Annotated in this window: 12 protein-coding genes and 1 tRNA gene; 9 read left to right on the forward strand and 4 right to left on the reverse strand. The window is 56.1% G+C overall.

Features of this window, described 5'->3' with window-relative positions; all coding sequences use genetic code 11:
- Positions 1 to 30 precede the first annotated feature (30 nt).
- The 4 genes from HYU99_01165 to HYU99_01180 form a co-directional block, all read right to left on the reverse strand.
- A tRNA-Asn gene (locus HYU99_01165) sits at positions 31 to 103 on the reverse strand.
- Positions 104 to 173: 70 nt separating this feature from the next.
- Positions 174 to 845, reverse strand: a complete 672-nt coding sequence (locus HYU99_01170; GenBank protein ID MBI2338967.1) for a four helix bundle protein — start codon at positions 843 to 845, stop codon at positions 174 to 176.
- 1 nt (position 846) lies between these two features.
- Positions 847 to 1,698: an SDR family oxidoreductase gene (locus HYU99_01175; GenBank protein MBI2338968.1), complete on the reverse strand. Its 852-nt coding sequence runs from the start codon at positions 1,696 to 1,698 to the stop codon at positions 847 to 849.
- A gap of 113 nt (positions 1,699 to 1,811) precedes the next feature.
- The gene (locus HYU99_01180; protein ID MBI2338969.1) at positions 1,812 to 2,879 is read right to left on the reverse strand and encodes a type IV pilus twitching motility protein PilT; all 1,068 of its coding nucleotides are present in this window, start codon (positions 2,877 to 2,879) and stop codon (positions 1,812 to 1,814) included.
- Between the two features lie 265 nt (positions 2,880 to 3,144).
- Between HYU99_01180 and HYU99_01185 the strand changes: the two genes are divergently transcribed.
- The 9 genes from HYU99_01185 to HYU99_01225 form a co-directional block, all read left to right on the forward strand.
- A complete protein-coding gene (locus HYU99_01185; protein ID MBI2338970.1) occupies positions 3,145 to 4,851 on the forward strand; it encodes a type II/IV secretion system protein in 1,707 nt (568 codons plus the stop codon).
- Between the two features lie 69 nt (positions 4,852 to 4,920).
- A complete protein-coding gene (locus HYU99_01190; protein MBI2338971.1) occupies positions 4,921 to 6,135 on the forward strand; it encodes a type II secretion system F family protein in 1,215 nt (404 codons plus the stop codon).
- A gap of 120 nt (positions 6,136 to 6,255) precedes the next feature.
- Entirely contained in the window at positions 6,256 to 6,705 is a 450-nt protein-coding gene (locus tag HYU99_01195; protein MBI2338972.1) for a type II secretion system protein, read from the forward strand.
- A 263-nt stretch (positions 6,706 to 6,968) separates the two neighbouring features.
- Positions 6,969 to 8,090 carry a hypothetical protein gene (locus HYU99_01200; protein ID MBI2338973.1) on the forward strand — a complete coding sequence of 374 codons (1,122 nt, stop codon included), beginning with the start codon at positions 6,969 to 6,971 and terminating at the stop codon, positions 8,088 to 8,090.
- A gap of 36 nt (positions 8,091 to 8,126) precedes the next feature.
- On the forward strand, positions 8,127 to 8,702 hold the full coding sequence (locus HYU99_01205; protein ID MBI2338974.1) for a hypothetical protein: 576 nt from the start codon (positions 8,127 to 8,129) through the stop codon (positions 8,700 to 8,702).
- Between the two features lie 53 nt (positions 8,703 to 8,755).
- Positions 8,756 to 9,298 carry a prepilin-type N-terminal cleavage/methylation domain-containing protein gene (locus HYU99_01210; GenBank protein MBI2338975.1) on the forward strand — a complete coding sequence of 181 codons (543 nt, stop codon included), beginning with the start codon at positions 8,756 to 8,758 and terminating at the stop codon, positions 9,296 to 9,298.
- Positions 9,298 to 9,813: a GspH/FimT family protein gene (locus HYU99_01215; protein ID MBI2338976.1), complete on the forward strand. Its 516-nt coding sequence runs from the start codon at positions 9,298 to 9,300 to the stop codon at positions 9,811 to 9,813. Before HYU99_01210 ends, HYU99_01215 begins: the two co-directional genes overlap by 1 nt.
- 89 nt (positions 9,814 to 9,902) lie before the next feature.
- Positions 9,903 to 10,688 carry an AAA family ATPase gene (locus tag HYU99_01220; GenBank protein ID MBI2338977.1) on the forward strand — a complete coding sequence of 262 codons (786 nt, stop codon included), beginning with the start codon at positions 9,903 to 9,905 and terminating at the stop codon, positions 10,686 to 10,688.
- An 8-nt stretch (positions 10,689 to 10,696) separates the two neighbouring features.
- Positions 10,697 to 11,012 (forward strand): hypothetical protein (locus HYU99_01225; protein ID MBI2338978.1); only part of this gene is annotated, 316 nt, incomplete at its 3' end.

An 11,012-nucleotide genomic window follows, 5' to 3' on the forward strand; every position in this document is an offset into this window, starting at 1 on the left:
ACAACGATTGTTTATACGTTCTGATGCTTGCTCCGGAGGCTGGACTCGAACCGGCGACAAAGCGGTTAACAGCCGCTTGCTCTACCGACTGAGCTACTCCGGAATGAATGTATTTGTTTATTTTAATTGAAAGGTTGTGTCAATCAACAAGGGCATCCGGGCGCTCGTCGTTGTCACCGGCTTTGCCCGCGCTTTTGGCTTCGCAGGCGATAGAGGCGCTCCGTAAAGCCCCCCTCTTTCATAAAGGCGCCTGCTTGCGCACTCAACTGGCGGTCGAGCAGGTAGCAACAGAGGTTCAGCAGTGAGAGGGTCGCGTTGGCGACAAAGACACTATCCGGCACAGACGAACATGGACTTTCACGGACTGACACAGACCCATTTTTTTCTTTGTCCGTGTTCGTCCGTGTCAGTCCGTGTTCGTCCGTGTGCCTTTGTTCGTCCGTGCCCACTTGCTCCCCCCTCACCCACGCCCGCACTTCATCCACGCTCGCGCACCGCCTTGCCTTAAAGCGCTTCAGCGCCGGGTGGCCAGGTTCCCACAGCGGCAGGCTTCGCTGGCGCAGAAAATCTTCATAGTCAAGACGCAATTCTTCGAGGCTGGCACGGGCCACATTGGTGAGTTTTAATTCCGTTTTCTTCGATGTGCCGGAAGCCAGCGAGCCTTCGGCAATATTCTGCACACCGGATCGCGCCGCCTGCACCATCTGGTCGTGTGTCCGGCTTCGCTTGCCGACATAATGGTCGCAGAAACGCACGGTCACATCATAGACAAGCTGGGCGATCTGAAAACTTTTGAGCTTTCGGTAGCCCCCATGCGCGGGGATTAAGCCGTCATTATCTTCCATGTTATTTCTTCTTCCCCGCCTCCGCCTTCATCTTCAAATTCATCCAGTCCTCCGGAGTCAGTTCCAGAAGCCCGTTGAATTCGCCCGCCCCCTGAATCCATTCGCCGCCGTCGATGGTCACGCACTCGCCGTTGATGTACTCGGCCTGATCGGACATTAAATACGAGGCGAGGTTTACCAGTTCTTCGTGCCTCCCCGTCCGGCCGAGCGGATTGCGCTTGAGCATCTTTGCTTCAAACCCCTCCGGCATCAGATTGTTCCAGGCCTGTTCGGTTTTAAAAGGACCCGGCGCAACGGCATTCAACCGGATTTTGTATTTGGCCCACTCCACCGCCAGCGACTGTGTCATCGCCAGAACCCCCGCCTTGGCGCAGGCCGAGGGCACCACAAAGGCCGAGCCGGTCCAGGCATAAGTGGTGCATATGCTAAGGATACGCCCTCCGACACAGGCGCCGATCCACCGTTTTCCCACTGCCTGGGTGCAGTTGAAACTTCCGTACAAAACAATTTTTACAATGGCGTCAAATCCGTTGGGGGAAAGATATTCCGTCGGACATATGAAATTCCCGGCGGCGTTGTTGACCAGCCCGGAAATTTTTCCGAATTTTTCGAAGACATCGCCGACCGCCTTTTCCACCTCGTCGGGTTTCCGGACGTCGCACGCGCCGACAAAGACCTTCACCCCCTTTTTTTCGATTTCCCTGGCGGCTGATTCAAGAACATCCTTCCGCCGCCCGCAGATGGCGATGTCGGCGCCCAAATCGGCAAACCCGAGGGCCATCGATTTGCCCAGCCCCGTCCCGCCGCCGGTAATGAGGATGACTTTGTCTTTTAACAAATCCTTTTGAAACATGGAACCTCCTTAAGAAAAATTTCAAATGTCAAAGAAATGCCAAATGTCAAATTTTAAAATTTGTCATTGTTGTTTGTTTTTTCATTTGAAATTTGGAATTTGAACTTTGGAATTTACCCCTTGAGTAGCCTCTCCATCTCATCCAGATCGGTGCAGAAACCGACGGCCTCCTCGCGGGTGATCACCTTGCGCCGAGTGAGGTCAACCAATGACTGGTTCATCGTCTGCATGCCGGTCTTTTGCTGGCCGGTCTGCATGATGGCGTAGATCTGGTGGATTTTGTCCTCGCGGATCAGGTTGCGGATCGCCATGGTGGGGAGCATGATCTCCATCGCCAGCGTCCGGCCGCCGCCGATCTTCGGAACCAACTGCTGGGACAACACCCCTTCCAGAATAAAGGAAAGTTGCGTGCGGATCTGCGGTTGCTGGTGCGGGGGAAAGACGTCGATGATCCGGTTGATCGTCTGCACCGCCGTATTGGTGTGGAGGGTGGCAAAGACCAGATGCCCCGTTTCGGAGACGGTGATGGCGGTGCCGATGGTTTCGGCGTCGCGCATTTCGCCGATCAACACCACGTCCGGGTCCTGCCGCAGGATGCGCTTGAGCGCGGCGGGAAACGACTGCGTGTCGTGCTCCACCTCGCGCTGGACGATCAGGCATTTTTTGGATGAGTGCCAGAATTCGATCGGATCTTCGACGGTAATGACATGTTCGCTCCGGGTCTCGTTGATCCGGTCGATCATGGCGGCGAGCGAGGTCGATTTTCCGGAGCCGGTGGGGCCGGTGACAAGGACCAGCCCCCGCGGCCTTTCGGTGAGTTTCATCGCCGTCGCGGGCAGACCCAGATCTTCCGGTTTGGGAATTTTTACCGGAATGGGGCGAAAGGCCCCCGCCACATTCCCACGCTCCATCGAAAGGTTCACGCGGAAGCGGGCCTTCCCCTCGCAGTCGATGGCGCAATCGAGCTCCCACTCTTTTTCAAAGTGCGCCACCTCTTCGGGCGTCAACGACTCATAGCAGAGCCTTTTGCAAAGTTCGCGATTCAAGGGTTCAGCCCCCACCGGCAACAGATCGCCGTCGATCCGGATCTGCGGCATGGCCCCAACCGCCAGATGAAGGTCGGAGGCGTTTTTTTCCAGCACCGTCAGGAGGAATTGCTTGAGGGAGGGTGAAGAAGCCATTTTAGGCCTCTATTTTAAGCGAAGTAACCGGTTTGGGATAGGAATTTTTTTGGTATTTCTTTGGTAACAGTTTGTAACGGTATACAGTCAAAATGATACAATTCTCATTTTGAGAGTATTTATTTCGAAAAAGCTTCAAAAAAACAATTTTCAAAAAACAAAAAAAGATTTATAATTTCAACAATTTGTAAAAAATAAACCGTCAGTCCTGTTTTTGGCATAAAAACTGCATTACTGGATTTGGGGTTATGGTGGGGGGTAAAGTATGGCTCATGCCGGTGGGGCTCCCTTTCAGGGGAGTTCAACAATCCAGAAATACGAAAAGGATCTCGTCTCCGAAGGTCTGGTAACGTCCGACCAGTTGGAAATCGCGCATATCAGCCAGGAAAATCTGGGGCTCGATATCGGGTCGGTTTTGATTAAAAAGGGGTTTGTCACCGAAACGATCCTCCTTGAATTTCTTGCCCGCCATACCCATATCCCCTTTATCTCTTTAAAGGAAGAGGCGGTCGACGCCGAAATTGTCCGCCAGATGCCGCTTCACCTCGCGCGGCAACATCAGGCGGTCCCCTTTGCCCGCGACGGCGAAAAAGTCCGCGTCGCGATGGCCAATCCGTTCGACGCCTTTGCCCGTGATGACCTCAAGGATCTGTTGAAGACCGAAATCGAACCGTGCCTCGCCAACCTCAAGGAAATTCAGGAATTGATCGACCAGCATGCCGAAGGGACAAAGATTGACGAGGAAAAAATCCTGACCGTCGTGACGCAGGCCAAAGGGGGGGAGGAGAGCGAGGAAGAAACAAAGAAAATGCAGGCGATGGCCTCGGGCCCGCAGGTGGTGGCCGCGGTGAACCAGCTGATCGCGCGGGCCAACGCCGAGAAGGCCAGCGACATTCATGTGGAGCCGGGCCGGAACCAGGTGCATGTCCGCCTCCGTGTGGACGGTCTTTTGCGCGAGCGGGGACAGATGCCCAAGTCGATGCACGGCCCGGTGGTCTCGCGGGTCAAAATCATGGCCGGACTCGACATCGCGGAACGGCGCGTCCCGCAGGACGGGCGCGTCCGCATCCTGCTGGTGGGAAAACCGCTGGACATGCGCGTCTCCACCTGCCCCACGCAGTTCGGCGAAAAGGTGGTGATCCGGCTTTTGTCCAAGGACGCCGTCATCAACATCGAAAGCCTGGGCTTCGGGGAAGCCGACCGGAAAATGTTTTCCGAAATCATCTCCAAGTCCCACGGCATTTTTCTCGTCACCGGCCCGACCGGCTCCGGAAAATCGACCACCCTCTACGCGGCGCTGACCCGGATCAATTCCTCGGAAAAAAACATCATCTCCATCGAGGACCCGATCGAGAGCGAGATCGAGGGGATCAATCAGGTGGCGGTTCACACAAAGGCGGGGTTGACCTTCGCCTCCGTTTTGCGCTCGGTCTTAAGGCAGGACCCCGATGTCATCATGATCGGCGAGATCCGCGACGCCGAAACGGCGCAGATTGCCGTTCGGGCCGCCATCACCGGCCACATGGTTTTATCCACGCTCCACACGAACACCGCGGCCGGGGCCATCTCGCGCCTTTCGGACCTTGGGGTGGAGCCTTTTCTCCTCTCGTCGGCGCTCAAAGGGGTTTTGGCCCAGAGGCTCGTCCGCAAGATCTGCCCGCAATGCCGGCAGGAGGTGAAACCGGATGATAAAAGGGAGTGGGACGAGGGGCGAAAACTGAAAAAGGCCTTTCAGGGGAAGGGGTGCAAGGAGTGCGGATTTACCGGTTATCGCGGGCGGCTGGCGATCTTCGAACTGGCCCCCATCAACGACGCGGTCCGCGAGATGATCCATATGCGGGCCCCCGACAACAAGATCGTGGAAGAATTCCGGAAGATCGGGGTAAAATCGATCATCCAGGACGGAATGGAAAAGATCGAGAACGGCATCACGACGGTGGAGGAGGTTTTACGAGTCACGCAAGAGGACTGAAAAACGGTGCCTGAGTGCCCGGGTGCCCGCGTAAACACGGGCACACAGGCACGCGGGTACTATGCAGTTATGACAACGTACTCTTACAGGGCGCGCGATTTGAACGGACTTCTCATCACCGGCACGTACGACGGGGAGGCGCCGGAGAGCGTCCGCGGCTGGCTCTCCGAACAGGGTTTGATCCCCATCGTGGTCAAAAAAGGCTCGGCCGTCCTCTCCAAAAATCTTTTTGGCGATCTTTTCAAGGGGGTGAAGGATCAGGAGCTGATGCTCTTCACCCGCCAGTTTCAGACGCTGTTCAAGGCGGGGATGGACATGGAGACCATTTTGACAACGCTGGCCAATCAGACCAAAAACAAATATTTTTCCGAGGCGCTCACCCGCATCCGGACCGACATCTCCGCCGGCTCCAACCTTGCGCGCGCCTTTGCCCAGCATCCGAAAATTTTTCCTGAGCTCTACACCAACATGCTGGCCACCGGCGAGGAGGCGGGCATTTTGGACGAGGTCCTCTCCCAACTGTCCACCCTTCTCGAAAAGGACATCTCGCTTAAAACCTCGGTCAAGTCGGCCACCCTCTATCCGAAAATCGTCATCTTTGTCCTCATCATGGCCACGGTTGTGATGATGACCGTTGTCGTCCCCAAATTCGCCGGTTTTTTTGCCCACTACAAGGCCGAACTCCCCCTTCCGACAAAAATTCTGATGGCGGTCAGCTACTTTTTCCACGACTATACCCATGTGGTCCTGGGGATCGTCGGCGGTATTGTCTTTGCCTTCAAGCGGTGGCGCGCCACCGTCCGCGGGCGGCTGACGGTGGACAAGCTCAAATGGAAGATCCCCGTCTTCGGCGCGCTGGGGATCATGGTGGCCAACGCCCGCTTCGCCAACATCCTGGGCGCCCTCTACAAGGCGGGGATCACCGTGAGCCGGGCGCTTTCCATCACCGCGCTGACCATCGGGAACGCCGCCTTCACGCGCGAGATGGAGCTGGTCCGCGGGGAGATCGACAAGGGGAAAGGGATCGCCGAGGCGATGCGGCAGACAAAATATTTGAGCCCGCTGTTGATCGAGACGACGGCGATCGGTGAGCGCTCCGGCTCGCTGGACGAACTTTATTTTTCGATCGGCTCGCATTTCGACATGGAGGTGAACCACACGCTTAAAAACCTGACTACCCTTCTGGAACCGATGTTGCTGGTATGCATCTTCGGGATGGTGACGGTTTTTGCGTTGGCGATCTTCCTGCCGATCTGGGGCATGTCGCAAGCGGTTCTGCATTAGATTTTTTCAAGGCGGCCCGACATGTTTTTTGGCGGGCGCCGGCCAACCGTCGATTGTCGACGGTCGGTTCTTAAAACACAAGTGGGTTTGATCCCACGAAACGAAAGGAGCGGTAAGTAAATGAAACGAATAAACCAAAAGGGGTTCACGCTGATCGAACTCGTGCTGGTGATCACCATCCTGGGAATCCTGGCCGTGGCCGCACTGCCACAGTTCATCAACGTGACCACAGAGGCCGAGCAGGCCTCCATGGCGGGTGTTGTCGGTTCGGTGCGGGCGGGCATTGCCCTCTACCGGGCCAATGACCTCATCACCAACGGGGCTCCGGGGGAGTACCCGAACGCGGCCGACATTGGAACAGCGGCCGATCTTGACGATGAGGCGGCGGGGGCGACAGCCGCCGCTGCGACCCCGTTCTTTGTCAACGTCCTCCAGGCGGGGGTGACGGACGACTCGTGGACAAAGGACGCGGCGGATGTCAACGTCTACATCTTCGATGATGGGACGACGACCTATACCTACACTTATGACGATGTGGCCGGGACTTTCACCAGCCCGACAGGCCCGTAAGTAAGTGTATAGAGGATGAACCTTGTAGCCCCTTTCGTCCGCCTTGGGTGGACGAAAGGGGCTTTTTTTTGCCCTTTTTAAACCGGTAACAAAATGTCACCACCTTCCTCAAATGAGGGTCATTTTGAGCCACCGGTCTTAAGAATATTTATGGGTATTTAATAACCCTTTATTAATTTAAAAAATTATTAAGCAATTTCAATACTTTACACTTTAAACAAAGGGATAATTTTGGCATACTTTATGCACTATCTATTAATAGAATGACGAAACTAGCGAAAAACCTGTTGGGGTGGAAAGAGATCGGGGAAGAAGGAAGCGCCCTTTTCGGCCTGGTTTTGGCCATGTTGTTCTTCACCACCATGGGGATCACGGTTGTCTCGCTGACGGCCAACGACTCGACCTCGGCCTCCGGAAATCTGAACGGCTCGGAGGCCTTTTATGTCGCCGAAGGGGGCCTCCAGCACACCATCCAGAACGAACTCTATGGCGACACCGACTGGAGCGACAATGTCTCCCCGACCGACGAACCGTTCGGCGCCAATTCCATCACGCTCGGCAACGGGGAATTCTGGGTTGAATATCTGAACCAGAGCGGCAGTTCCGTTGATGTCCGGGTGACCTCGCGGGTCGGGCAGGCGGTGCGGGTGGTTCAGCAGACGGTGGAGCCGGGCGGTTATCCCTTCGCGGCCCTCCTGAACGGAAACTTGAGCTTTCAGAACACTTCAGGCACGATGACCGGCGATGTGGGGGTCAACGGAAGCTACAACGACGGCGACGTCACGATTGAGGGGGAGATATATGAGGATGAGGATATCGATATCCCCGATGTCGATCTCGCGCCCTATGCCGCGATGACCGATACGACCGTGAACGGAAATTACACCATCAGTTCCGATTACACCGGCAACCTGTATGTGGACGGCAACGTCACCATCGACGGCGGCGTGACCTACACCGGCATCCTGTATGCCACCGGCAACATCACGCTGGGCGGAAACGACATCACGATCAACGGCACGCTGGTCACGGAGGGAAACCTGACGGCCAATCACCGGAGCGATCTTTATTTCCTCGCCCAGCCGGTTGACGGCGTCCAGATGCCGGCCATCGTCGCCGATGGAAATATCGAGCTGAACAACGGGGACAACCTGAACATCAGCGGGGCGGTCTGGTCCGACGGCAACATCCACATGAACCATGTGGACAGCATCAATTTTATCGGGAGCCTGATTTCCAGCAAAACCATCCAGGTTGAAAACAGCACCGGCGTTGAGTTCCTGTTCGCCTCCGAATATATGCAGGGGCTCCCCGGCTTCGATCCCCTTCCCGAGGCCCCGGACGGGACCAGCAGTATTTCGGTGTCCAACTGGCAGGCCCAGTAAAAATATGGTATGCTCCGTTCCGAGGCGAAAAATCCCATGTCCCGCAATTCGCGCCCATCAAACTTAAGGGACGCTGTCCCAAGGCTTTTTCTTTTTTCCAGCGGGGGTTTCACCTTTATTGAAGTGGTTTTTATCATCATCCTTCTGGGGGTAGCCATCCCCGGGCTGATGCAACTCTTTGTCAACACCGTCGAGACCTCCGCCACGGTGGACGCCGTGCCGGTCGCCTCCAGCCTCGGAAAAGACCTGCTGGAAGACATCATGGCCCGCAAGTTTGACGAACTGGACGCAAAGGACGCCAACGGTAACTGGAGCACCGCGTTCGGGACCGACACGGGGGAGGATGCGGGTGACAAGAACGACTTCGACGACGTGGACGATTTTGACGGCTGGAACCAGGGCTTTGGGGCCAATTACGTGGGCTATTCGGCTACCGTTTCGGTGGATTATGTCGATCCGTCCGACCTGAACACCGCGCTGGCGATCCCCGACCCGGCCCCCAACGACTGGACACCGAGCTTCAAGCGGATTCTGGTGACCATTTCAAACCCGGACCTTCTGCCGTCGGATTTGACCTTCACCACGGTAGCCACGGAGATTCAGTCGTTGTAGAATTGATTGTGTCACCCCCGCGAAAGCGGGGGTCCAGTAATTTGGAGAAAGTCATGGATTCCCGCTTGCGCGGGAATGACATATCTAAAATGAAATACCGGTTTAGAAAACAACATGGCGTAACGATCATCGAACTGCTGATGGCCGTCTCGCTTTTGGCCATCCTGGGGGCGCTTGGCCTCTGGGCCTTTCAGCCCGTTCTCGACTCGTGGACCGTGGGGACGACAAGGAGCGAAGCCGCCAACGACGCGCAATATGCCTTGAACCGGATGGTTACCGAGATCACGCAGTTGAAAGACAACACAAGCGTCATCACCGCCGATGCCGCTGATTTCGAGTTTACCGACATCAATGACAATGCGATTGAATTCAGCCTTGTCGGCACCGATCTCATGCGCAACGCCGACATTCTGGCGCGGGGGATCAACAGTCTCGCCTTTACCTACCGCGATGTGAACAATGCGACAATCGCCACGCCGGCGGTTTCCCCGTCAGCCACCGACATCTGGCGGGTTCTGGTCCAGATTCAGGTACAGGTTGACCAGCAGACGATCAACATGGAATCGGAGACACAGCCGAGGAATTTGGCAAGATAATGAAAGCGATAAATCAAAATGGACATACGATGGTTGAACTCGCCCTTGTGGTGGTGCTTCTGGGAATCCTTGCGGTCTCGGCGGTAAGCCAGTACGTCGGCGTGGAGGACGCACGGGTCGACGGCGCCGCCAAACGGGTCGCCTCCGACCTCGCCTACGCGCGCCAGCAGGCGATCAACGAAAACAGTGTCTTCGGCATCACCTTTGATACGGTCAACGACACCTACGCCGTCCATGAATACGACCCCGACACCGATACCGCCACAACCATCGCCAACACGCTGACGCAACAGGCGGCGGACACCGACTTCGACAACCTGCCGGGGATGGACGGCGTGACCATCCAGAGCGCCGAATTCGGCGGCACCGTGACCATCCGCTTCAACGCCTCCGGCACCCCGCAGGACGGCAACGAAACCAACCTCGCAGTGGAAGGGACGGTGGTTCTGAACCACTCCGGAAACACCGAAACCATTCGGGTCCAGCCCAATACGGGGGAAATCAATATTCAGTAACACTTAGTTATTGCCCGCCGGGTAAAAAAAGGATATATTTACCGCGTCTTACTATACTTATCCACATGTACGAAGATTTTTTCGGATTCATGGCCAAACCGTTCAGCGTGACCCCAGACACGCATTTTTTGTACCCGTCCATCCAGCACGAGTCGGTTATCAACACCCTCTACTACGGAATCACGGCACGGAAGGGCTTTCTCCTTTTGACCGGCGAGGTGGGAACCGGCAAGACAACGAGTCTGCGTTATCTTTTGAACAAACTCGGCTCGGAGCATCAGACGAGCCTCATTATCAATCCCCTTCTCTCCACCGTCGAGCTTTTAAAAACCATCAACAAGGATTTCGGCTGTGAAACAAAGGGGGACACGGTGAAGGACCAGCTCGAGGCCCTCAACTATTTTGTCCTCGAAAACGCCAAGGAGGGGCGGAACGCCGTGGTGATCATCGACGAGGCGCAGGACCTTTCGATGGAGGCGCTCGAGATGACCCGTCTTCTTTCCAATCTCGAAACCGAGACCCACAAGCTTTTGCAGATTGTTCTCGTGGGGCAACCGGAGTTGGAGGAAAAACTGGCCGACAAAAGGCTCCGTCAGCTTGCGCAGAGGATCCAGATTTTCTGCCGGTTGACCCCGCTGGCGGCGGCGGAGACGGAACGTTACATCCAGTTCCGCGTCGAAAAGGCGGGGAACGCCGCGAAGGTCGCCTTCGAAAAATCGGCCTTGAAGGAGATTCACAAGGTATCCGGCGGCGTCCCCCGGATCGTCAATACCGTTTGCGAACTGGCCCTGCTTGCCGCCTATTCCCGCGAAACCCGCGTGATCACGCGGCAGTTGGTGAAGGAGGCGGCCCAAGAGGTGCCGATTGCTCGGTAAACAAAAGAATGTCCATCATTCATGACGCACTTAAAAAGGCGGAGCAGGAGCGCGCCACCAAGCGGGAGCAAACCGGGGGGGCGGAATCCCAAAAGCCTCCCGCCGAGTATAATCCGTTTGGCGGATCGAAGCCGCCCGCCGGGCCGAGCCGGCCTGGCGGCCCGAATCCGTTCAAGATCGAAGACTCTTCTCCGCCTAAAAAAACATCCGCCACGCAAATGATTCTTCTCGTTGTTCTTGTGGGGGCCCTTGGGGGTTTTGTCTATTGGCGCTTTTTCCACAAGACGTCACCGGGCGGGGCGGGGAAGCCCAAAATAGCCGCCG

It is taken from the genome of Deltaproteobacteria bacterium (assembly GCA_016183175.1).
In the GTDB taxonomy this organism is placed as follows: Bacteria; UBA10199; UBA10199; order UBA10199; family SBBF01; genus JACPFC01.

Bases quoted from the DNA above. Each gene is read 5' to 3' on its own strand.
- HYU99_01200 (MBI2338973.1), top strand. From the start codon at position 6,969: ATGACGAAACTAGCGAAAAACCTGTTGGGGTGGAAAGAGATCGGGGAA.
- HYU99_01220 (MBI2338977.1), top strand. From the start codon at position 9,903: ATGGCCAAACCGTTCAGCGTGACCCCAGACACGCATTTTTTGTACCCG.
- HYU99_01170 (MBI2338967.1), bottom strand. From the start codon at position 845: ATGGAAGATAATGACGGCTTAATCCCCGCGCATGGGGGCTACCGAAAG.
- HYU99_01185 (MBI2338970.1), top strand. From the start codon at position 3,145: ATGGCTCATGCCGGTGGGGCTCCCTTTCAGGGGAGTTCAACAATCCAG.
- HYU99_01190 (MBI2338971.1), top strand. From the start codon at position 4,921: ATGACAACGTACTCTTACAGGGCGCGCGATTTGAACGGACTTCTCATC.
- HYU99_01205 (MBI2338974.1), top strand. From the start codon at position 8,127: ATGTCCCGCAATTCGCGCCCATCAAACTTAAGGGACGCTGTCCCAAGG.
- HYU99_01175 (MBI2338968.1), bottom strand. From the start codon at position 1,698: ATGTTTCAAAAGGATTTGTTAAAAGACAAAGTCATCCTCATTACCGGC.
- HYU99_01195 (MBI2338972.1), top strand. From the start codon at position 6,256: ATGAAACGAATAAACCAAAAGGGGTTCACGCTGATCGAACTCGTGCTG.
- HYU99_01215 (MBI2338976.1), top strand. From the start codon at position 9,298: ATGAAAGCGATAAATCAAAATGGACATACGATGGTTGAACTCGCCCTT.
- HYU99_01180 (MBI2338969.1), bottom strand. From the start codon at position 2,879: ATGGCTTCTTCACCCTCCCTCAAGCAATTCCTCCTGACGGTGCTGGAA.
- HYU99_01210 (MBI2338975.1), top strand. From the start codon at position 8,756: ATGGATTCCCGCTTGCGCGGGAATGACATATCTAAAATGAAATACCGG.